We start from the raw sequence: 21,273 nt of genomic DNA on the forward strand, positions 1-21,273 counted from the left end.
GTTAAAGCTCTTATATGGTCCGGCATCATCACGCGGAGGATGATGTCCGTGTTGTACTTCAGATAATGGTAATTAAAAACGCATTCTCACAGTTCCTTATTGCAGCATCCCTTTGATCGTGTGTTTCGGGGAAAGTTTAATACCCCCATAAAAAAATCGCTCCGTTGTTAATTGATTTTTTCAAAAAATAAACTGGGCAGTGTTATTTAGGGCAAGGGGCTCAGTATTTTTTGAAAAAATCAATTAACAACTCCGCTCCCCCGGCAAATCAAGGAATTGACGAAGGGGCGGACACCCCTGATCAGTTTATCTATAAAAAATTGATAATAAATTAGTTAAGAGGTTCTTTCTGAGATAATACAAGTGAACGCTGATTGAAAAAGAAAATTAAAAGAGTTAGGTTGGTTACGAACCGACTATAGTTAATTGCTGAACGGCTGTGCTCATTTTTGTTAACAAACGACAACCAGTCTCACCATCATTCTTATTTTTTAGGGGAGATATACAGCGGATGAATGCTTATTATTTGAAAAAATAAACTGGGCAATGTTTTTAATGCCGGCGTGCTCAGTATTTTTTCAAATAATAAGCATTCATCCGCGCCCCCCGGAGGGGAGCTTTTTGAGGATTGTGGCGCCCAGGGGCGGGAGCCGCAAGTGAATATCGTATGGCTTGCCAAACTTGCCGGGGACGGGTTTCAGCGTACCTGTATTGACCACCCCGCTTCCGTAGAAGTCCGGGGAATCGCTGTTGAGTATCTCTTCGAAAGGCTCGCCCCAGGGAATACCGATGGGATAATCTTCCCGGGGTATAGGCGTCATGTTCAGGGCAATGAGCAGTACCTCGCCTTTGTCGCTTTTACGGGCAAACACCAGGATGCTGTTCTCCTGGTCCGCCAGGTGTATCCATTCAAAACCCTTGCCTTCAAACTGGGTGCTGTATAACGCGGTTTCTGTCGTATACAGTTTATTGAGGGCTTTTACATACTGTTGAAGACCTGTATGGGTAGGATGTTTCAGCAGGTCCCAGCCCAGCTCTGATTTGTAGTTCCATTCCTTCGTGTCGCCAAACTCACCACCCATAAAGAGCAGTTTGGTGCCCGGGTGGGTGAACATATAACTGTACAACAACCGCAGGTTGGCAAACTGCTGCCAGTCGTCACCGGGCATTTTATAGATCATCGGGCTTTTGCCATGCACTACTTCGTCATGACTGAGCGGGAGCATAAAGTTCTCGCTGAAAGCGTACATGATGCTGAAAGTGATCTGGTTGTGATACCATTTCCGGAAAAGGGGGTCTTTTTTGAAATAGTCCAGTGTATCGTTCATCCAGCCCATCATCCACTTCATGCCAAAACCAAGCCCCCCCATAAATACCGGGCGGGAAACACCATAAAAAGAGGTGGACTCCTCGGCGATGGTTTGTGTATCCGGGAAGCGGGAATAGATGACAGAATTCAGCTCTTTCAGGAAAGCGACCGCCTCCAGGTTCTCATTACCGCCATGGACGTTAGGCTCCCAGCTTCCTGCTTTACGGGAATAATCCAGGTGGATCATGGAGGCCACGGCATCTACGCGGAGGCCGTCTATATGGAATTTGTCCAGCCAGAAACAGGCGTTGCTGAGCAGGAACGATTTTACTTCGTTGCGGGCGTAGTTAAACACATAGCTGTTCCAGTCCGGGTGGAAACCTTTGCGCATGTCCGCATACTCATAGCAGTGGCTGCCGTCGAAGCGGTAAAGGCCGTGCTCGTCGTAGGGGAAATGAGACGGCACCCAGTCCAGGATCACCCCGATGCCGGCGTGGTGGAATGCGTCTATCAGGGCCATCAGGTCCTGGGGAGAGCCATACCTGCTGGTGGGCGCGTAAAAACCGGTAAGCTGGTATCCCCAGGAACCGTCGAACGGGTGCTCCATGATGGGCATAAACTCCACGTGGGTGAAGCCCATATCCTTCACGTAAGGCACCAGCATGGTGATCATGTCGCGATAGCTGTAAAATACTTCGTGGTTATCGGGATCCGGGCGGCGCCAGGAGCCAAGATGCACTTCGTACACGGAAAACGGGCTGACAAGGCTGTTTTTGCCGGCACGTTTGTTCATCCAGGCCGTGTCTTTCCACTTGTATTGCAGGTTTGTAGTGACGGAAGCCGTTTTGGGCCTTACTTCCCAATGATTGGCAAAAGGATCTCCCTTGCGGAGCTCTTCCCCGGAATTGGAGCGGATAAAGTATTTATAAAGGGTATTTTCTTTGAGATGAGGCACAAACCCTTCCCAGATGCCGGACTTGTCCCAGCGGGGAAAAAGAGTATGACTGTAAGTGTTCCAGCTGTTAAAGTCTCCTATGACGGACACAAAAGCGGCATTAGGGGCCCAGACGGCGAAGTAGGTGCCGGTCACGCCTTCGTATGTCAGGGCGTGTGACCCGAATTTCTCGTACAGGCGGTCATGCGAGCCTTCCTGGAATAACTGGATGTCCTTTGCTGAAAATAATGAAAAGGGTTCAACGGGCTCCAGCTTACGGAAGGGTTCTTCATCGCGTGGAATTATGTTTTTCTTTTGTTGGGTCGCCATACCTTGCTCTGAATGCTTTCATACAAGGTAAAAAATAACCCGCAAACTATTGCCTGCGGGTTGAATTTATTTATCTGTGAAGATGTTTATGAACGTTTTCCGCGGAAACCGCCTCCACCGCCACCGCTTTTGGAGAACTCGCGGCGGGGACGGAAACCTCCGTCTTCGCCGCCAGACCATGATTTACGGGGCTTGTCGCCGTAGGAACGGAAACCACCGCCGCCGGATTTGCGTTTGTCGCCATCCTGGGAGGTCTCGATCCTTACGGAACGGCCGTTGTATTCCACTTTGGTGAAGCTCTGCTGTACTTTTTCCACCACATCGTTTTCTACCTCAAAGAAGGAGTAAACGCCTTTCAGGTCGATACGGCCGATCTTGTTGCCGCGAAGGCCGGTATTGTCGCAGATGAAGCGCAGCATATCGCCGCGGGTGAAATTGTCCACGGAGCCCAGGTTGATGAACAGGCGGGTGAATTTGCCCGTGCCGCGGCTGCTCATGGAGTTTTCGTCGGCACCCCGGCGTTCTTCCTTCACGTTCAGGTCCGGAGCGTTTTCGTAATATTCCAGGAATTCGTTGAATTCCAGGGAAGCGAAGCGGCGGATCAGGTCTTCTTTAGACAGGTCTGCAAATTCTTCGTATATACGTCCCAGGTAGGGATCGATCTGTTCTTCGTTTACGGTTACGTTATGCACTTTATGCACGAGGGCGAAGAGTTGTTTTTCACATACTGCAAACCCATCGGGCACTTCGGATTTCACGAACTTTTTGCCCAGCACGCGCTCGATCTGGCGGATCTTCCCGATGTCCCTGCCGCTGATAATGGCGATAGAAATACCGGTACGGCCCGCGCGGCCGGTACGGCCACTCCTGTGGGTGTAGTTTTCCACGTCATCGGGCAGCTCGTAGTTGATTACGTGCGTAACATTGTCCACGTCAATACCGCGGGCGGCTACATCCGTAGCTACGAGTACCTGGATGGATTTTTCACGGAAACGTTTCATTACTTTATCCCTTTGCTGCTGGGTAAGGTCACCATGCAGTGCGTCTGCATTGTAACCGTCGCGGATGAGGGATTCTGCGATTTCCTGTGATTCAATCTTGGTACGGGTGAAGATGATGCCGAAGATTTCGGGGTTGAAATCCACGATGCGTTTCAGCGCGGCGTATTTGTCGCGGGGGCGCACCACGTAGTATTCATGCTCGATGTTTACGTTGCCGCTGTTTTTACTGCCTACGGTCAGTTCAAACGGATTTTCCATGTAGTTCTTGGCAATCCGGCGTACTTCGGCGGGCATGGTAGCGGAAAACAGCCAGGTGGTCTTGCTTTCGGGCGTGTTGGACAGGATGCTGTTGATGTCTTCCTGGAAGCCCATATTCAGCATTTCGTCCGCTTCGTCAAGGATCGCGTAACGAACGTTGTCGAAGTTGATGGCGCCGCGCTCGATGATATCAAGCAGGCGGCCGGGTGTGGCTACCACGATGTGGGCGCCACGTTTCAGCTCGCGCAGCTGCAGGCCGATGGCGGTACCGCCGTATACAGCCACAATGCTCAGGTCGCCGAGATATTTGGAGAAATTCTTGAGATCGTTGGTGATCTGTAAGCAAAGCTCACGGGTAGGGCACAAAATGAGACCCTGGGGCTGGCGGATCTTCAGATCCAGTTGATGGAGCAGGGGAAGGCCAAAAGCGGCGGTCTTGCCGGTACCGGTCTGTGCCAGTCCCACAAAATCCCGGTCGCCCCCCAACAATACGGGGATGGCTTGTTCCTGGATCGGGGTGGGATTCACAAAACCGAGGTCTGTTACTGCTTTCAGCAGGTTTTCCTGCAGTCCTAATGATTCGAATGTTGTCATTTAATTTTTTTCGGTGGCCCGCTTGTTTTTTAACAGGCCGGGTGATCAATACGCCGGTGTCAATCAGTTGTAAACCATTTTAAACCAGCTCTCCTTCCAAGTCATAGTCGAACGCCTTGGTAATTTTAACCTGTACGAAATCTCCGGGTTTCAACTTCTTGTCCGTGTTAATGATCACTTCATTATCCACCTCTACTGAATCGAACTCCGTGCGGCCCAGGTATCGGCCGGATTCTTTTTTATCTACTATTACTTTAAATACTTTTCCTACTTTTTCCTGGTTCTTTTCCAGGGAAATTTCCTGCTGCGTTTCCATAATATCCTGCGCGCGGCGTTCTTTTTCCTCGGCGGGGATATTGTCTTCCAGGTCATAAGCGGAGGTGTTTTCCTCGTGACTGTAGGTGAACACTCCTACCCTGTCAAACCTCACTTCTTCCAGGAAACGTTTCACGTCTTCCACATCTTCTTCGGTTTCACCGGGAAAGCCAGCTATCAGCGTGGTACGGAGGCAGATGCCGGGTACTTTTTCGCGGATGGTCTGCACCAGGTCGAATATCTCTTTACGGGTGATCTGGCGTTTCATGGCTTTCAGCACAGGGTCCGCAATGTGCTGCAGGGGCATATCCAGGTATTTGCAGATATTATCCCTTTCACGCATTACATCCAGTATCTCCAGCGGGAATTTGGTGGGATAGGCATAATGCAGCCTGATCCATTCCAGTCCTTTTACGTCCGCCAGTGCATGCAGCAGCTCTGCCAGGCGGCGCTGTTTGTACAGGTCCAGGCCATAATAGGTCAGTTCCTGGGCAATCAGCATGATCTCCTTCACACCGCTTTTCACGAGTTTCTCGGCTTCCGCCACCACCTGTTCGATGGGTTTGGAAACGTGCTGGCCGCGCATCAGCGGGATGGCGCAAAACGCACAGGTGCGGTTGCAGCCTTCGGATATTTTCAGGTAAGCGTAGTGGGACGGGGTGCTGAGCAAGCGCTCGCCGATCAGTTCCGCTTTATAATCAGCATCAAACTTTTTGAGGATAAGGGGCAATTCCATGGTGCCAAACCAGGCATCCACACCGGGTATCTCTTTTTCAAGGTCTCCGCGGTAACGTTCGCTGAGGCAGCCGGTTACAAATACTTTGTCCAGTTTGCCGCGGCTTTTCAACTCCACCTGGTCAAGGATGGTATTGATGGATTCTTCTTTAGCCTTGTCTATAAACCCGCAGGTGTTCACCACCACAATATTATGGTCACGTTTGGCATTTTCATGCACCACGTCGATATCATTGGCTTTGAGCTGACCGCTTAAAACCTCGGAATCAACCATATTCTTGGAACAACCCAGCGTTATAATATTAACCTTGTCTTTCTTTAAAGTTCTTGTCTTCAAATAGCAATTTTTAGAATTTGCCACGAAGACACGCAGACACGCTCGGAAAATACAGCAGGCAAGCTGTTTGAGTGACTATGAGCCTAAGTGGAGGTCTAATGAGAAGTTGCAAAGGTAATGAAATAATTTGAATTACACAGGTTTACCAATGCGTCGAGGGTTAATTTATTGTTATAACAATGTTTTATCAGGCATGTATCTTTCGCATGGCGCGTTCCGCGCGTTCGTTGGCCACCCTCCTTTTATAGTGGTACCACCATTCCGGTGCCATTTTGATCAGCAGGTTGTTCATACTGCGCAGGCCGGCGATATGGTACAGGCCGTTCAGCTTGCCGCCGATGCTCTGGTCCAGGGCGCGGAGGCTCATGGCAAAACCGCCGTCCAGGTACTCCATGTGGTGCCAGTAGCCGCTGGGCATAAACATGCTGTCCCCATGCTCCAATACAGTGGTGTAGGCTTTGGCGTAACGGAGAGCGGGATACCGCTGCTCATCCAATTGTTCGCTCCAGTTCACGAAGCTGGCGGCACTTTCCACCGTCATGGGCATGCGGTAGATAAAGTCCGACTGGCTATTTTCCAGCAGCAGCACGCGTTTGCGGCCGATGAACTGGGTATGCAGGATATGGCTCAGGTCGATATCGTAATGCATATGGGCAATGGAGCCGGCTCCGCCCACAAACAGCATCGGGTATTTTTTCAGGAATCCTTTGATGAGGGAATCCGGCCAGTTGAAGTCTTTGACGAGCTGGGGAGCATGCTGGAAGATATTGAACAGGAATATGCGGAGCTGAACGGGGCCTTCCTGTATCATGTCCAGGTATTTACCAAAGGTAATATAGTCATCCGCGCCGTTTACCAGGGTTTTGGCGCCCGCGCGCTCATTATTGTAGACGCCAACTGTTTTGTCTCCCACCAGGGACTTGAAGTAATCCCAGGTCCATTTTTCAAAAGCAGGCCAGGATTTTGACAATCCGGTAACGATCAATGGTTTACGCCTTTCGTAATAACGTTTTCTGAATTCTTCTGGTGTAATGTTCTCTACTCGATCTATGGATTGCAATTGCATAAACATGAATCGTTAAATGGGTGAAACAATAAACAACAAAAAAGAGAGAAAAAATGATACCAAATTTAACAAATAGATGAATCCATAGTACAACGTGTATAAAACGTTGATAATTAGGGAAGGGCAAAGGGTATGGATGTCAGGTCTCCGGATTTAGCATGAGTAGTATTACAAAAAAAGCCGGAAGCAGAACTTCCGGCTTTAATCATTATTTTCTGACAATCAGCTATTTACACTAAAGAGCGTATCAACAAAAGCCTCTTTATCAAACACTTGCAGATCTTCCATTTTCTCCCCTATCCCGATATATTTCACGGGGATCTTGAACTGGTTTGCAATGGCGAGCACCACACCGCCTTTGGCGGTGCCGTCCAGTTTGGTAATAGCGAGGGAGGTCACTTCCGTAGCCGCGGTAAATTGACGGGCCTGCTCAAGTGCATTCTGGCCGGTAGAGCCGTCCAGCACCAGCAGCACTTCGTGCGGGGCATCGAGTATTACCTTGTTCATCACGCGTTTGATCTTGCTGAGCTCGTCCATGAGGTGGAGTTTGTTGTGCAGGCGGCCGGCGGTATCGATGATAATCACGTCCACATTGCGGGCAGCACCGCTCTGTACGGTATCGAAGGCCACAGCGGCGGGATCGGAGCCCATCTGTTGTTTTACGATCGGCACGTCCACCCTTTCGCTCCAGATGGTGAGCTGATCCACGGCGGCGGCGCGGAAAGTATCAGCAGCGCCCAGGAGCACGGATTTACCGGCTTTTTTGAAGTTATAGGCCAGCTTACCAATGGTGGTGGTTTTACCTACTCCATTCACGCCTACTACCATGATCACATACGGCTTTTTGCCTTCGGGCACATCGAAATCACGGAAACCGCTGTCTGGCGCATCCACGAGAATTGCCGAAACTTCTTCTTGCAGTATACGATTGAGTTCGCTGGTATTCAGGTATTTATCTTTAGCGACGCGTGCCTCTATCTGGCTGATGATACGAACGGTGGTATCCACCCCTACATCCGCTGCCACGAGGGCTTCTTCGAGATTATCGAGTACTTCTGCGTCAACTGTGGATTTGCCGGCAATGGCGCGGCCTATTTTGGAGAGGAAACTTTCTTTTGTTTTCTGCAGGCCCTGGTCCAGACTTTCCTTCTTTTCGCGGGAAAAGAGTTTATCAAAAAAACCCATAACAAATCGATCTTAATAAATAATGTAGGCGAAAATACAGAATGTAGCGGAGAAAGGCGGCAAATGTTGCACGAGACGGATAAAGTTCGAAAAACGGAGAAAGTGTTAGTGAGGGGCGAGAAAGTATTGGGGTAAAAAATGGGGAGCCATTGTAGTGGGGCGTAAATTTGGGAAGTTTGTTAACCTAATAATGGGATGAAAGATGCCATTTGAAAAATATGAGTTTGTTCCCAACGGGGATTATACGGAATTTACGTTTTTGAGCCAGGGGCCGAGAGGAAGGATCAGGAAGCTGGTAAGTTATTCGAAATTAAATGAGCGGATGAACGGGGAGACACTGTATAACCTCAGCTTTGGGGACATACACGATGCCTGGGTCCGGGATGAAGATATGTACAGGATCAGGTCGAATAACAATGACCGTGACAAAGTATTGGCAACGGTAGCCTTTACGGCATTGGAGTTTGCCGTCAGGCACCCCGATTGCAAGATATTTGTCCGGGGCAGCACCCCAGCCAGGACGCGGCTTTACCAGATGGGGATTAATGCCAATTGGGGTTATATCAGCGAGTTATTTTTACTGAAAGGATACCGCAGGGGGCAATTTGAAGCGTTCAGGCCAGGAGTAAACTATGAATTTTTTACCGCGCAAAGACGAACCTGAGATCAAAAATAAATTTATATGAATCAAGATCAATCCATTACAAAAGAGAACACCCGCAAAAGGGCCTTACCCGCATATCTGAAGCCACAAAAAGTAGACGGGCCTCCGCTCACGCTGGAAGGGTTACTGGAAATGCAGCGGCAGGCGATAGACTGGGAGCAGATGGATCTCCTTCTTACCAGTTGGGCGAAAAAAGATAATCCAGGGCGGATGGATAATGGCGCTGGAAGAGAGGCAAATACCGTAGATTAAAGAAGGGTAATAATGAAGGAAGATGTTGAAGGACAAGAAGAGGAATGCCCCGGATTTGCCTATTAAGCAAACAGCGGAGAAGCCGGATGAGTAAATAACCCATCCGGCTTCTTCAAAACACAAAAAGCCGTCCATCAGGACAGCTTTTTTGCAGTATGATTAGTAAAGCCGAATTACTTCTGGTTAATGTAGTCCTGTACTTTATCCTTGTGCACAATCGCTTCTTTGAAGGTATATGCACCGGATTTCGGAGAACGAACCGCCCTGATCACTTTAGTCCACACTTTCGCATCTGCTGCGGCCTTCGTGTCCTTTACTTTCGCGTTTTTAGAAGCCTGTTTTGCCATTTTGTATAAAAGTTAAGCGTTAATTGTAAGTCAATCGTGCAAGGAGCTAATCGTAAGAACCTTAAACGATTAACTGCTAACAATTAAAGTTGACCTTATTTGATTTCTTTGTGTACAGTCACCTTCCTCAGGATAGGGTTGTACTTTTTCAGCTCCAGACGCTCCGGAGTGTTCTTCTTGTTCTTGTTGGAGATGTAGCGGGAAGTTCCGGGCATACCTGAGTTTTTATGCTCTGTACACTCCAGGATTACCTGCACCCTGTTACCTTTCTTTGCCATTTTGTATTCTGATTAAGTTGATCCTTAATGAATTAGATGTCTTTGTTACCTTCCGCACGCAGTTCTTTCACTACGGCATACAGGCCACGTTTGTTAATGGTTCTGAGACCATCGGCAGACACTTTCAAAGTGATCCAACGATCTTCTTCCGCCAAAAAGAAACGCTTTGTCTGCAGATTGGGCAGAAACCTTCTCTTTGTCTTAATGTTCGAGAAAGATACATGATGACCTGTAATCGGTTTTTTCCCTGTCACCTGACATACTCTAGCCATGATTCTAAAAAATTTTGGACTGCAAAAGTCGCATTATTTTATGTAAATATCAAATTATGCGAAGTCTTTTTATTCACATAATTATTCGGTGTATATTTTATTGGACAGTTTTGACGTCACAGCAATACCCCCAAACTCCGCACAACAGCCCCCAGCCTCACTCCGTCCAAAATACGCTGCTGCTCCGTACCATGCTTCAGCAATGCATCCTCATGGGAGGTCACACACATCTCGCAACCGTTCAGCGCCGAAATCACCAGGCTCACCAGTTCAAAAAACTCCTTCCCCACCACCGGGTTTGCCATAATGCTCATCCGGATGCCGGCAGGCGCCGAGGTATAAAACTCCTTTCCCACGAAGTGGCGGAAACGGTAAAACACGTTGTTTGCGTTCATCAGGGAGGTGCAGCTCACCACCTCGGCCACTTCCTTGTCCGTAGCACCGGCCGCCAGGGCCAGCTGCTCAAAACCAGCCTGGAGGGTGGGCAGCTTCTCGTTCACCGCCACGGCCAGGCCCAGCAGGTAAGCGTCTTTTTTAGGCAGCGTAGCCGCTTCCAGCGCATTGGTGATATTGATCTTGAGGTCTTTCAGGTAACGCGCATCCACGGCCGCCAATGCAGCCAGCTTAGCGGGCACTTCCGCAGTGGGAAGGCCCACCACCTGCAATATCTGTTGCGCAGTATCCTGCGTATTAGTAGCAAACATATTAGAATTTGTTTCGGATTAAAAAATACCGGGCAGTTTCCTGCCCGGTAAAAATGACTGACGTCGATTAAGCATTGATAGTAGCTTCGCCTTTCTGCCAGTTGCAGGGGCACAGCTCATCTGTTTGCAGGGCGTCCATCACGCGGATCACTTCTTTCACGTTACGGCCTACAGAGAGGTCATAAACGGAAGTCCAGCGTACGATACCCTGGGGGTCTACCACGAAGGTAGCGCGGTAAGCGATCTTTTCATTTTCCTCCAGGATGCCCAGCTCGTCCGCGAGGGATTTAGAAGTATCCGCCAGCATGGGGAACTGCAGGCCACGCAGGTCGTCGTGATCTTTTCTCCAGGCGAGGTGGACAAACTCAGTGTCTGTGGAAGCACCGATCAGGATAGCGTCGCGGTCGGCGAAGTCCTGGTAGTGTTTATTGAATTCAGCGATTTCGGTAGGGCATACAAACGTAAAGTCTTTGGGCCACCAGAACATCACCATCCATTTGCCTGAAGCCTTGATCTCTTCGGAAGAGATGTCGTAAAATTCTTTCCCTTTTTCGATGGAAACAACTGCCTTTTTTGCGAACTCAGGGAATTGTGCCCCTACTGATAAAACTGCATTTTTCATGATACTATCTCGGATTTATTGATTTTATGCTACGCTATTTCGTAAAGCCGCCGCAAAGTTCACCTTCAAAAAGGGTAAAATCAAATAGATTTACTAACATATAATATCGATTTAATCTATAGTATTTTGAATCCTCATAGGCAGCAGTTTAAGCAAACCCTTATCCAGCAACAACTTGCGGATTTACAGGCATTTCAGGGACAAAATTCACGGTTGTTTTTAACAGAATGCTGTAACCTTTTGGCACGTTATTTAGTTATATATAGAGCAAGATTTAAAATGACAGGTTATGAAATTGAAGAACATACTTTTAGTGATCCTTACGGTTGGCCTTGCTTTGATTCCGTTTATCAAAAACAGCATCAACAAACAAGATGAATTTGACGCTACACAGGATTTATTCATCTAGTTTAGGCGGGTTATGGATGCAGTTATGAAGAGCTCCCCCTCTTCCCATATGCACCATACCAGCAGCGGGTTCCATTGTACCGTATTCTGAAAAAATTTCTGCGGTGAGCAGAAATGGGAAGTTTTTTGCCAGGCCGTCCAAAATGACCAGCATAGCAGAATTAGGAACTCCCGCCCCCTGACCGTTCAACATTCAACTAAGGCTTTCAGCCTACCATAAATTCAGGGCTGACCAACAGGTGCAAACCAGGTGGTCAGCCTTGGCTGTTTTTAGCCCTTTTAAGCGCCTGGCCATGCCCTCCTCTCCCATTTACCTGTCCGGGACAAAATTCGGCCTGAACGCATCTCTTTTGATCCCTTCCCCGTTAGCGGCAATTTTGAATCTGGTTGCTACTGCTCTGCTGCCCCACGAACTCTTTTACCCTGCTGATTGAACGCTTTACCCTACCTGACTAATGCTGTTAGACTGCTACTGTTAGACTACTTTATGGTTACTGTATCGTTACTGTTAGACAACACAACTACTACTATCAGATTACTGTCCCAAGTCAATTGTCATACTCATGACAATTGACCTATCCATATCTTTTCCACTTTTATACAAAGGCTAGCGAGATGAAATGATGGTATATTCTCTTATATCCAAAGTGAACGATACGTATAGGATACGTATACGAGAGGTATAGGAGAGCAGGAGGAACGGGATGATAAAATAATATCACGAAGAGGGTGTAGACCCGGTGTAGACCCGGTGTAGACCCGGTGTAGACCCGGTGTAGACCCGGTGTAGACCCGGCAGTCAGCGAGCTGCCTGCCGGAAAGGTCAAAGGCCGGTAAAGCCCTTTATACCGCAGGGAAAGGCTGCCATTTTTGCCTGAAAGGGATGATCAAAATGGCAGCGGGTGGGGGTAAGTATGCTTTTGATATGCTTTTGGTATGCTCTTGATATGCTTTTGATATGCTTCGGGTGCCGGCTGATAGTGTTCAGCCGAAAACGTTAAGGATGCTGAACATTTCCAGCCGGCTTTTTATTTATCCCGAAACTCAGGTAGTCTCATTAATAAGATCTTTCATACTTCTTACGCCAAGCATCTTCGCGGAGGTATACCCTTCCGCATAAGGCACGCCCACCATTTTGCCCAGCATCTTTGCCCGGTAGATCACGCTGTCGAAAAACTCGGGGGAGGAAATATACGTCTGCGGCTCATGGTCCTTATCTGCCAGGAACTGCGTCTTAAAACATTTGATGGCTTCCAGTTTCAGGTCTATCACTTCGCTGATGTCCACTACAAAATCAGGGGTAAAATAACGGTCCTGGATGAAATGGAACACCTGCTTCGGCCTCCATGCCTGCTGGGGCTGCCCGTTTTCATCAAAGGTCTCGACCTTGCGGAGGCCCGCCAGGAAGGCGCTGTCTTTGATGAGCTGCGCCGCGCGGCCATGGTCCGGATGGCGGTCATCGATGGCATTGGCCAGCACGATGTCCGGCCTGTATTTACGGATAGCAGCCACTACTTTCAGCTGGTCTTCGCGGGTATTTTGAAAAAAGCCGTCCGCCAGCCCCAGGTTCTCCCTTACATCCACGCCCATTACCCGGCAGGCCTCCTGCGCTTCCAGGATGCGGCCCTCGGGGGTGCCGCGGGTGCCCAGTTCGCCACGGGTAAGGTCTATAATGCCCGTCTTCATGCCCTGTCTTGCATGTACCATCAGTGTTCCCGCGCAGGATAACTCCACGTCATCCGGATGTGCGGCTATCGCCAGTATGTCCAGTTTCATGTTCCTTTAAATTTTGCCGAGCAAAGGTCGGGTATATGGGGAGATGTTCCAAATCAGGGGAAATGAGGAGGGAATTTAGTTGAAGCGGTTGTACAGCTGTATCTCCTGCACGATCAGCTCTATGTCCTTATCGTCCTGTGAATTGAACTCGCTTTTCAGGTTGCCGCCGAAGAAAAAGGCCACGGTCTGGTACATCCGCGCGTTGAAACCGCCTTTCAGTTCTTTTACAATATCATAGCAGTTTTCGCCTGTTTCGCGGTGGATGAGTTTCATGAGTACTTTTCCCTGGTATACGGACAGGTTTTCGAGCTTATCTCCAAATTCGGCTTTGAGGAGTTTTTCCTTGGAGGCCAGGTATTCTTTGCGTTCTTTTTTGGAGGAAAAGGTTTTCAGGTCGCGGTTCACATCTTTCAGGATGCGGCCGGCGGATACTGCGTAGGGATAAGTCACATATACGGCGTTGCGCAGCCTGGTCCAGCGCTCGCGTTGTTTGCGGAGGCGCCTGGGCAGTTTATCTGTTACATCAAAAATGTGAAGGGTAATGGATGGGATCGTGTCGTTTCCATACAGCACAGCCCTGACGGCTACGGTATCTGTAGCGGTGCGCTGCTGAGCCGCAGCGGAGCCTGCCAGGCACAGGATACATATGGAGAGGATGATCGAATAACGAAGCACGGTCATTGACGATTAATGGTAAACCCTGATCCCACCCAAGATACGAATTAGTTCCGATTCCTGTTTACCTCCCGCCACCAGCTGATGATGGCGGCTTCCACACCGGGCACGTCACCTGAAGTAATGCTGGAGCCAATCACGTGTGTACCCGCTTTGGGAATGGCCATTGCTTTTTTCAGGCTGTCCGGCGTGCCCAGCTCTTTGTGCATGTCCAGTATGGCGGACACTTTCACCGTCTGATCCTGCTCGGTTTCATTCTTATAATAATACAGGTTCAGCACCGGCTGGTGGATGCGCGCGAAGGTTTCTGGCGTCATGGTGTGGTCTACCAGGTTTTCCAGTTCCACAACGGCTTCCAGCCTGTATTTGGTATACCAGTATTTAGCTTTCTCCGGGTTCTCGGGTTTGTATTCGTTGTATTTCCCGCCCTTTACCAGCCGCGCTACCATCAGGCCCCACGGTTCGTCCAGCATCCCGATCATCTTTTCATTGATCGCGATGTTCGGGCTCATATTAATAACGGCCGCCACGTCATTGGGATATTGTGCTGCGAGCAACAGCGCGAGGGTGCCGCCGGTTGAAGTACCCATAAGGATCACCCTGTTGCCCAGCTGTTTACCGATGGCGAGGGCTTCTTTTGCGTCTTCCCAAAGACCCTGCGCGGTCATTTTTTCGAGTGCTTCGGAAGTATCTATGCCATGCTGATCCAGGCGGGAGAGATAAAGATTATAGCCGTTGAGTTTTGCAAAATCGCGGTGAACGGGGTCGCCTTCTTTTTCACTGGCCGAGAAGCCGTGCAGGTACACCACGCTATAAGGCGTTTTTTCGCCTTCCGCCCCTGCCCATACAATACGGGCCTCATTTCCCGGTCGAAGGCGGTGTTGAGCCTCTTTCTGGCCGATAAACGTCTCCAGCCAGGCCGGCTGATCGGGCACACCGGGCAACGCGCCGCCCAATGCGGGAGGTGCGGGCTTCGGCCCCAGAAAATACACGATCACCAAAAGGGCAATTACGACTAGTGCTGTTTTTAACGTCCGGCGCATAGGGTAGGGTTTATATTGCTAAGATAACAAAAAGGGCGGCCTTCCCGGGCCGCCCTTTATTATCATGTTGTAAAACAGTTATTTGTTGGCGCCTTTCAGCCGCTGACGGATGCTCATCACAAAGCCGATGATCATGATGATGATACCGATCCACAACACGTTAATATAAGGGAAAATAAGCGCCTTGAGCACGATGAATTCCATCGGGTCGCGGCTTTCTTTTATTTCCAGCTCAACTTTATTGTCGTTCGGCAGGATCTTCGTGAAACGCACGGCCAGGCTCAGCGGAGCGAGGGTATCGGGCACATTGCCCTGGAAACTGCTGTCCCGGATAAAATACACCGGGTGCATGTTATAATCGCCGTTTTCACGGGTGTGTACATAGATATCGGCGCCCACCGCGATGTCCCCCGGCTCGGGCTTGTAATTTTTCTGCTGCTGTACCCCGGTTTTGAGGGCGTTGAGCACCATAAAACCTTTCGAGAAGAAGATGGTATCTCCCTGTGAAATGGTATGTTTCTCATATGGCAGCGTGTCCGTCACCGCGCCTTTGATGGGCGCGAGGGTCACGTAGGTGAAGATGTCGCGGGTGAGGTAATGTTTGGAATCCGGGTTCGGGGACAGCTGTCCTTCCTGGCCTTTCACGTTCAGGTAAGCGTCCGGGTAAAGGGTGAAACGCTCTGTGGGCTCGTCATTCAGCTTCGCCTTTTTCTCGTATTCCACGATGAAGAAGGTTTTTTCTTTATCGGCCGTGCCGATGGAATCCCCTTTGTAGGTCACAAAATAAGGCCCCATCTGCACGGGCAGGCCTTTGGGCAGCAGGGTGTTCTCCTGGCTTTTCTGGCCGCTTTCTTTGGTGAAATATCCCGCCAGCATGTTCATTTTGTCCACGCTCAGCACTTCTTTTTTGGAAGAGGAAATCAGCACGCCCAGCAGCACCAGCCCGAAGCCGATGTGCGCCACGGAAGCGCCTGCTGCTTTGGTTTTGCCTTTCAGCACACTTACGATATACCCTGTATTGGCCACTACAGCGTATACGCTGGCGAACAACATCAGGTAAATAGCCACGAGGAAGCCGGGGCCGAATTCGTTATAGTTGATACGCCCCAGCCAGCCGATCAGTACGGTGAGCACCACGGAAATGATCGTCGGCAAGGCCAGTTTTTTCCAGAGGGTGCCTTTGGGCGTGTCTTTGTATTTCATGTACTGCACCACGGCAGTGAGTATACCCACGATGGCCGCCAGCCAGATCTGTATCTGGTTGTAGTGGAATACCGGGTCGGTAGGCGGCGCGAAGTCTTCCAGGTTGAAGAGTTTTTTCAGGCCGAACAGGTCCAGCAGTTTGTTCCACACGGGGATGGAAGTAGTGAAGGTGATCTGGATAGCGGACACCATCAGGATCAGCGCGCCCACAAACAGCCAGAACTCGCGGCTGTAGGTACTTTCCTCTTTATTGATCTTCGGGATATCTTTGCTGCGCGCGATCAGCATCCAGAAAGCCGGGATGGTGAAAATGCCCATAAAGATGAGCAGCTGGCCGCTCATGCCCAGGTCCGTAAAGGAATGCACGGAAGTTTGCCCCAGTATGCCGCTCCTGGTAAGGAAGGTGGAATACAGGATAAGCACGAAGGATATGATAAAGAAAAAGAAAGTAGAACGAAGCGCATGACCGGAGCTGCGGTATGCGAGCATGGTGTGCAGGCCTGCCACCAGGGTGATCCAGGGCACGAGCGATGCGTTTTCCACGGGATCCCAGGCCCAGTAACCGCCGAAAGTGAGTGCTTCATAAGCCCAGGCGGCGCCCATCATGATGCCGGTACCGAGGATCATAGTGCCGAACAGCGCCCATGGCATGGCGGGCTTCACCCAATCGCCGTACTGGCGCGTCCAGAGGCCGCCCACGGCGTATGCAAAAGGCACGATCACGGAAGCGAAACCGAGGAACAGCACCGGCGGGTGGATCACCATCCAGTAGTTCTTCAGCAGTACGTTCAGGCCGTTACCATCTACGAACTGTTTGAATTGCAGGTAGTTCGGATTCAGGAAGATCGGGGAATCCGGTGCGTCCTGGCGCATGAGGATGAAGGGGCTGCTGCCCACTTTGTACTCAAACCAGGGGAGATCCAGGTAAATGCCGAGCAGCATGGTGCCGAGGCAGATCTGCGCAAAGGCCAGTACGGTCATCACCGGGCCTTCCCAGCGTTTGCTGGTCCTGATCAGGATGAGGCCCAAAACGCTGTGCCATACGCTCCAGAGGAGGAAACTTCCCTCCTGCCCTTCCCAGAAGCAACTGAGGAGGTATTGCACCTCAAGGTCGCGGCTGGAGTGCTGCCAGGCGTATTTATATTCAAAATAGTGATTGGAAATGATGTAATAGAGGATGGCAAAAACGGCGAAAACGGAGAAAGCCTGCGTGATAAAAGCCCAGCGGCCCATTTTCAGCCAGGAAGCCTTTTTCAGCTCATCTTTCTGCTGAACGCTGCAGAAGTATGCAACGGTAGCCACAATTGAAGCTACAAAAGCGAGAATAGTGAAAAAATGCCCCAATTGTCCGGGAAGTAAATGCTCCCCTGCATATTTGATTTGTTCCAATTTTATGATCCGTAAGACGTTATGAAATCCCGCCGTGGCCGGGTATAGAGGCAAAGGCAGACGATATACAGTTACAGTTGTTTCTAGATATCTTTGGAGGCGCTGTAGGCCGTTTGTTCATCCTTGTATTTGGAAGGGCACTTCATGAGGATCTTGCTGCAGTGGAACTCGTTGCCCACCATTTTGCCCGTCAGTACCAGTTCTGTGGATTTTTCGAAGTCGGTGGGGCGTGTGCCGTTAAACACCACCTTGACGATGTCCCCGCTTTTATCTTTCATGTGGAAGCTGAAAAAATCGGCATTCGCAACCGGGTCGTACACCATCCCTTTGGCCTTATCCAGTGCGCCGATCACGTGAATTTCCTTTCCTTCTTTTTTCTTCGCGGTGGCAAAGGTCTCATAAGTGCTGAAATCCCCTACCATCATTACCATACCGGCAACGCAAACCGCTATTACAATGAGCAGAATAATACTTGTCTTCTTCATCCTTACCAGATTATAGTGAGCAAAGGTAGCCAAAAAAACGGTGTATAACGGCTGATATTCGTCAGGTTTACCCGCTGGGGGAACCAATTTTTACCTGTACCTTTGCGCCGAAATAAGCAAAGTACTGATTTATCATGGCTGATCTATCGCAATTTGACCCCAACTCGCCCGGATTGCTGTCCAATAACATATTCGGACTGCCTTTCAGCGAAGAGGACGCGCGGCTGGTATTGCTGCCCGTGCCCTGGGAAGTGACGGTATCCTACAACAACGGTACCGCCCGTGGCCCGGAACAGATATTTAAAGCCTCGTTGCAGGTGGATATTTATGATGCGGACGTAAAAGACGGCTGGAAGCAGGGCTTTTTTATGCGCGAAAGCAACCGCCAGCTACTGCTGAAAAGCGATTACCTCCGCAAAGAGGCCGAACTTTACCTGAAATTCCTCTCCGAAGGCGGGGATATCTCGGAAAATGAGTTCCTCCGCCGCTCTGTGGACGATGTGAACCGCGGTACGGAGAAAATGAACGACTGGGTGTACAACCAGACCAAAGAACTGCTCGAAAAAGGCAAACTGGTGGGCCTCGTGGGCGGCGACCACAGCACCCCGCTGGGTTTTTTCCGCTCCATGGGCGAATTCAAAGGCGATTACGGCATCCTGCAGATAGACGCGCATATGGACCTCCGCAATAGTTACGAAGGTTTTAAATATTCCCACGCCTCCATTATGTACAACGCGCTGACGGAGGTGCCCCAGATCAAAAAGCTGGTACAGGTGGGCGTCCGCGATTACTGCGACGAGGAAATGAATTATATCAGGAACAGCGAAGGCCGCGTGGTAACCTTCTTTGACCAGGAGATCAAAGAGCGGCAATACGAAGGCGAAGCCTGGAAAAGTATCTGCGACAGCATCATAGACCATCTGCCGCAGCAGGTATACATCAGTTTTGATATAGACGGCCTGGACCCGAAACTCTGCCCGCATACCGGCACCCCGGTGGCTGGCGGGCTGGAAGGGCCGCAGGTGTTTTATCTTTTCAAAAGACTGCTGGACAGCGGCCGCAAACTGATCGGGTTTGACCTGAACGAAGTGAGCGCCGGTCATGATGAGTGGGATGCCAACGTGGGCGCCCGCATGTTATTCAAATTGTGTAACCTGATGGTGAAATAAACATGTACAGATTCCGCATACTACATCCCAACGCCATGACACGCCTGCGATTGCAGCCGGTGATGCACGGCATGATCGGGATCCTTTTCCTGTTCAATGTAATTGGCGTGTACAAAATGGCGGACCCGAACTGGATCATCGCCGCGCTGTTTATCGTGATGGGCTTTGCCAGCCTGCTGTTCCCGTTTATGCTGCGCCGCGTGCGCAAGATCACGGAAACGAATTCCGTACTGCGGATGCTGCAGGCCTTTACCATGCTCAGCGGGTGCCTGTTCTTTTTATCGCACATGCAGCCGGTCATCGGGTTTACCCTTTTCCTGGCGGGCCTGGGCGTGGGTTACATCGGGTATGCGGAATATAAGATATTGCAACCGGCGTATGTAACGATAGACACCACCGGCATTTCACTCCCCACCGTGTTCGGCCACCGCCACCACGGATGGAACGAAATGAAAAACGTAATTTTGCGGAACGACCTGCTTACGCTCGACTATAAGAACAATAAAATATTACAGCTGGAAGTGCTGGATGAATTCGGCCCCGTGGAAGCAGCCGAAATGAATACTTTCTTTCAATCAAGGATCAGCTCATGAACGTATCGCCTTATATAATGTATTCAGATGGTAAAGGGAATATTTTTGAAGATACTTCTCTTTACGTGGTAGGCCGCAGCGGCTGGGATGCCATTCCCATCCCTGAGGACGAGTGGATAGAGCTGCCTGACGGCGGCAATCTCTACGAACTGCCGGGCCGCCGTGGCATTGGCATAGACGTAACAACCGGCGAAATGCGCCTTTGCGAAAAAGGATGGGCCGTAGCGGCTTTTATTCCTCCCGCCCATACCGGTTTTTACCTCGCCGCATACGAAACCGCGCCCGACGCGCCCACCCTGCCCCTGTTCTGCTACACGGCAGCCGGCTGGCATGATGATAAGTTTTATGTACCGGCCATCCGCATCGAGCAGGACATCCGCCAGGAATGCGCCGGCTTCAACGATTCCAAAGTACAAAGCGGCGTTTCCGGTATGCTGGAAGCCTACCCGCACAACCGCCTGGTACAGCACCTGGCGAACAATTGCGCCCTGACGTATCATTGCCCGGCAGCGCGCAACTACTTCATGGGCCGCTGGGAATGCCCCATCCCTTCTTCCCCTGCCTGTAATGCGAACTGCATCGGCTGCATCTCCTTCCAGCCGGAAGAAGAGACCATCGTGAGCACGCAGGACCGTCTCACGTTCAAACCCACCGCGGCCGAGATCGTGGAGTTTACCGTGCCACACCTGGAAACGGCGCCCTACCCCATCGTGAGCTTCGGCCAGGGTTGCGAAGGCGAGCCGCTGCTGATGTGGGAAACCATCCGCGAATCCATCCTCGAAATACGCAAACATACCCCGAAAGGGAGCATCAATATCAATACGAACGGTAGCAAGCCCAATGCGGTGCGCGAGCTTTGCAAAGCAGGGCTGAACAGTATCCGCGTGAGCCTGAACTCCGTGCGGGAACATATTTACACACCGTATTACCGCCCGAACAACTACACGTTCGCGGACATCATCGAAAGCATCAAAGTAATGCGGGAACATGGCGGCTGGGCTTCCATCAATTATTTTGTGTTCCCCGGCATGACAGACAGCGTGGAGGAATACGAAGCCCTGCGCACGATCATCCAGGAAACGGGGTTAAACATGATCCAGTGGCGGAATTTCAACATCGATCCGGATTGGTACCTGGGCAAGGTAGGCGTTACCGAAACCGGCGATTGTTTAGGCATGAAACAGATGATGGAACTGCTGCGCGATGAATTCCCCGATCTGAAATTCGGGTACTTCAATCCGCCGATGGAAAGGATCAAAGGGAATTACGAAGCGGATTTTGCACACGCGTAGATCCTGCTGAAAAGATATAAACAACGCCGCGGGCGGA

22 protein-coding genes are annotated in these 21,273 nt (G+C 50.3%); 6 read left to right on the plus strand and 16 right to left on the minus strand.

What is annotated here, in order from left to right; genetic code table 11:
• Positions 1–593: 593 nt before the first annotated feature.
• The 5 genes from glgB to ftsY form a co-directional block, all read right to left on the minus strand.
• Positions 594–2,573: a 1,4-alpha-glucan branching protein GlgB gene (gene glgB, locus EG028_RS02430; RefSeq protein ID WP_120514452.1), complete on the minus strand. Its 1,980-nt coding sequence runs from the start codon at positions 2,571–2,573 to the stop codon at positions 594–596.
• A gap of 86 nt (positions 2,574–2,659) precedes the next feature.
• Positions 2,660–4,426 carry a DEAD/DEAH box helicase gene (locus EG028_RS02435; RefSeq protein ID WP_120514453.1) on the minus strand — a complete coding sequence of 589 codons (1,767 nt, stop codon included), beginning with the start codon at positions 4,424–4,426 and terminating at the stop codon, positions 2,660–2,662.
• 79 nt (positions 4,427–4,505) lie between these two features.
• The gene (rimO, locus tag EG028_RS02440; protein ID WP_120514454.1) at positions 4,506–5,813 is read right to left on the minus strand and encodes a 30S ribosomal protein S12 methylthiotransferase RimO; all 1,308 of its coding nucleotides are present in this window, start codon (positions 5,811–5,813) and stop codon (positions 4,506–4,508) included.
• 187 nt (positions 5,814–6,000) lie between these two features.
• Positions 6,001–6,879, minus strand: a complete 879-nt coding sequence (locus EG028_RS02445) for a cupin-like domain-containing protein (RefSeq protein WP_120514615.1) — start codon at positions 6,877–6,879, stop codon at positions 6,001–6,003.
• A 222-nt stretch (positions 6,880–7,101) separates the two neighbouring features.
• Entirely contained in the window at positions 7,102–8,064 is a 963-nt protein-coding gene (gene ftsY, locus EG028_RS02450) for a signal recognition particle-docking protein FtsY (protein WP_120514455.1), read from the minus strand.
• A 202-nt stretch (positions 8,065–8,266) separates the two neighbouring features.
• On the opposite strand from ftsY, the gene EG028_RS02455 reads away from it, so the two are divergent.
• Positions 8,267–8,728, plus strand: coding sequence for a DUF6934 family protein (locus tag EG028_RS02455; protein WP_120514456.1), 462 nt, complete (start codon positions 8,267–8,269; stop codon positions 8,726–8,728).
• 18 nt (positions 8,729–8,746) lie between these two features.
• Complete coding sequence (locus EG028_RS02460; RefSeq protein ID WP_120514457.1) at positions 8,747–8,980, plus strand: hypothetical protein; 234 nt, start codon at positions 8,747–8,749, stop codon at positions 8,978–8,980.
• 173 nt (positions 8,981–9,153) lie between these two features.
• Here EG028_RS02460 and EG028_RS02465 read toward each other — a convergent pair whose 3' ends face one another.
• The 5 genes from EG028_RS02465 to EG028_RS02485 all read right to left on the minus strand — a co-directional run bounded on the left by EG028_RS02465 (position 9,154) and on the right by EG028_RS02485 (position 11,203).
• Positions 9,154–9,327 carry a DUF4295 domain-containing protein gene (locus EG028_RS02465; protein ID WP_120514458.1) on the minus strand — a complete coding sequence of 58 codons (174 nt, stop codon included), beginning with the start codon at positions 9,325–9,327 and terminating at the stop codon, positions 9,154–9,156.
• A gap of 95 nt (positions 9,328–9,422) precedes the next feature.
• Positions 9,423–9,605 (minus strand): 50S ribosomal protein L33, encoded by a 183-nt coding sequence (gene rpmG, locus EG028_RS02470; protein WP_120514459.1) that lies wholly within the window; start codon positions 9,603–9,605, stop codon positions 9,423–9,425.
• 32 nt (positions 9,606–9,637) lie between these two features.
• Entirely contained in the window at positions 9,638–9,877 is a 240-nt protein-coding gene (gene rpmB, locus EG028_RS02475; protein ID WP_119079658.1) for a 50S ribosomal protein L28, read from the minus strand.
• A 116-nt stretch (positions 9,878–9,993) separates the two neighbouring features.
• Positions 9,994–10,581: a carboxymuconolactone decarboxylase family protein gene (locus EG028_RS02480; RefSeq protein WP_120514460.1), complete on the minus strand. Its 588-nt coding sequence runs from the start codon at positions 10,579–10,581 to the stop codon at positions 9,994–9,996.
• 67 nt (positions 10,582–10,648) lie between these two features.
• Positions 10,649–11,203 carry a peroxiredoxin gene (locus EG028_RS02485; protein WP_120514461.1) on the minus strand — a complete coding sequence of 185 codons (555 nt, stop codon included), beginning with the start codon at positions 11,201–11,203 and terminating at the stop codon, positions 10,649–10,651.
• Positions 11,204–11,329: 126 nt separating this feature from the next.
• On the opposite strand from EG028_RS02485, the gene EG028_RS02490 reads away from it, so the two are divergent.
• A complete protein-coding gene (locus EG028_RS02490) occupies positions 11,330–11,581 on the plus strand; it encodes a hypothetical protein (protein WP_123864527.1) in 252 nt (83 codons plus the stop codon).
• A gap of 19 nt (positions 11,582–11,600) precedes the next feature.
• Here EG028_RS02490 and EG028_RS02495 read toward each other — a convergent pair whose 3' ends face one another.
• The 6 genes from EG028_RS02495 to EG028_RS02520 form a co-directional block, all read right to left on the minus strand.
• Positions 11,601–11,804: a hypothetical protein gene (locus EG028_RS02495; protein ID WP_120514462.1), complete on the minus strand. Its 204-nt coding sequence runs from the start codon at positions 11,802–11,804 to the stop codon at positions 11,601–11,603.
• An 851-nt stretch (positions 11,805–12,655) separates the two neighbouring features.
• Positions 12,656–13,387 (minus strand): bacillithiol biosynthesis deacetylase BshB1, encoded by a 732-nt coding sequence (bshB1, locus tag EG028_RS02500; protein WP_120514463.1) that lies wholly within the window; start codon positions 13,385–13,387, stop codon positions 12,656–12,658.
• Between the two features lie 75 nt (positions 13,388–13,462).
• Complete coding sequence (locus EG028_RS02505; RefSeq protein WP_241559038.1) at positions 13,463–14,062, minus strand: DUF4294 domain-containing protein; 600 nt, start codon at positions 14,060–14,062, stop codon at positions 13,463–13,465.
• 47 nt (positions 14,063–14,109) lie between these two features.
• On the minus strand, positions 14,110–15,105 hold the full coding sequence (locus EG028_RS02510) for an alpha/beta hydrolase (protein WP_120514465.1): 996 nt from the start codon (positions 15,103–15,105) through the stop codon (positions 14,110–14,112).
• Positions 15,106–15,183: 78 nt separating this feature from the next.
• Positions 15,184–17,697 (minus strand): cytochrome c biogenesis protein CcsA, encoded by a 2,514-nt coding sequence (gene ccsA / locus EG028_RS02515; RefSeq protein ID WP_241559039.1) that lies wholly within the window; start codon positions 17,695–17,697, stop codon positions 15,184–15,186.
• An 83-nt stretch (positions 17,698–17,780) separates the two neighbouring features.
• Positions 17,781–18,182 (minus strand): cytochrome c maturation protein CcmE domain-containing protein, encoded by a 402-nt coding sequence (locus tag EG028_RS02520; protein ID WP_120514466.1) that lies wholly within the window; start codon positions 18,180–18,182, stop codon positions 17,781–17,783.
• Positions 18,183–18,316: 134 nt separating this feature from the next.
• Here EG028_RS02520 and EG028_RS02525 point away from each other — a divergent pair, with 134 nt between their 5' ends.
• Genes EG028_RS02525 through EG028_RS02535 form a run of 3 tightly spaced genes read left to right on the plus strand, consistent with a single transcriptional unit; the run spans position 18,317 to position 21,236 of the window.
• Positions 18,317–19,351, plus strand: a complete 1,035-nt coding sequence (locus EG028_RS02525) for an agmatinase family protein (RefSeq protein WP_120514467.1) — start codon at positions 18,317–18,319, stop codon at positions 19,349–19,351.
• Positions 19,352–19,353: 2 nt separating this feature from the next.
• Complete coding sequence (locus EG028_RS02530) at positions 19,354–19,944, plus strand: hypothetical protein (protein ID WP_120514468.1); 591 nt, start codon at positions 19,354–19,356, stop codon at positions 19,942–19,944.
• A complete protein-coding gene (locus EG028_RS02535; RefSeq protein ID WP_120514469.1) occupies positions 19,941–21,236 on the plus strand; it encodes a radical SAM protein in 1,296 nt (431 codons plus the stop codon). Before EG028_RS02530 ends, EG028_RS02535 begins: the two co-directional genes overlap by 4 nt.
• The last annotated feature ends 37 nt before the right edge of the window (positions 21,237–21,273 follow it).

It is taken from the genome of Chitinophaga barathri (assembly GCF_003807585.1).
GTDB lineage: Bacteria > Bacteroidota > Bacteroidia > Chitinophagales > Chitinophagaceae > Chitinophaga > Chitinophaga barathri.

Coding starts and splice junctions, on each gene's coding strand:
- glgB (WP_120514452.1), bottom strand. CDS start 2,573: ATGGCGACCCAACAAAAGAAAAACATAATTCCACGCGATGAAGAACCC.
- EG028_RS02435 (WP_120514453.1), bottom strand. CDS start 4,426: ATGACAACATTCGAATCATTAGGACTGCAGGAAAACCTGCTGAAAGCA.
- EG028_RS02445 (WP_120514615.1), bottom strand. CDS start 6,879: ATGCAATTGCAATCCATAGATCGAGTAGAGAACATTACACCAGAAGAA.
- ftsY (WP_120514455.1), bottom strand. CDS start 8,064: ATGGGTTTTTTTGATAAACTCTTTTCCCGCGAAAAGAAGGAAAGTCTG.
- EG028_RS02455 (WP_120514456.1), top strand. CDS start 8,267: ATGCCATTTGAAAAATATGAGTTTGTTCCCAACGGGGATTATACGGAA.
- EG028_RS02460 (WP_120514457.1), top strand. CDS start 8,747: ATGAATCAAGATCAATCCATTACAAAAGAGAACACCCGCAAAAGGGCC.
- EG028_RS02465 (WP_120514458.1), bottom strand. CDS start 9,327: ATGGCAAAACAGGCTTCTAAAAACGCGAAAGTAAAGGACACGAAGGCC.
- rpmG (WP_120514459.1), bottom strand. CDS start 9,605: ATGGCAAAGAAAGGTAACAGGGTGCAGGTAATCCTGGAGTGTACAGAG.
- rpmB (WP_119079658.1), bottom strand. CDS start 9,877: ATGGCTAGAGTATGTCAGGTGACAGGGAAAAAACCGATTACAGGTCAT.
- EG028_RS02480 (WP_120514460.1), bottom strand. CDS start 10,581: ATGTTTGCTACTAATACGCAGGATACTGCGCAACAGATATTGCAGGTG.
- EG028_RS02485 (WP_120514461.1), bottom strand. CDS start 11,203: ATGAAAAATGCAGTTTTATCAGTAGGGGCACAATTCCCTGAGTTCGCA.
- EG028_RS02495 (WP_120514462.1), bottom strand. CDS start 11,804: ATGTTGAACGGTCAGGGGGCGGGAGTTCCTAATTCTGCTATGCTGGTC.
- bshB1 (WP_120514463.1), bottom strand. CDS start 13,387: ATGAAACTGGACATACTGGCGATAGCCGCACATCCGGATGACGTGGAG.
- EG028_RS02510 (WP_120514465.1), bottom strand. CDS start 15,105: ATGCGCCGGACGTTAAAAACAGCACTAGTCGTAATTGCCCTTTTGGTG.
- EG028_RS02520 (WP_120514466.1), bottom strand. CDS start 18,182: ATGAAGAAGACAAGTATTATTCTGCTCATTGTAATAGCGGTTTGCGTT.
- EG028_RS02525 (WP_120514467.1), top strand. CDS start 18,317: ATGGCTGATCTATCGCAATTTGACCCCAACTCGCCCGGATTGCTGTCC.
- EG028_RS02530 (WP_120514468.1), top strand. CDS start 19,354: ATGTACAGATTCCGCATACTACATCCCAACGCCATGACACGCCTGCGA.
- EG028_RS02535 (WP_120514469.1), top strand. CDS start 19,941: ATGAACGTATCGCCTTATATAATGTATTCAGATGGTAAAGGGAATATT.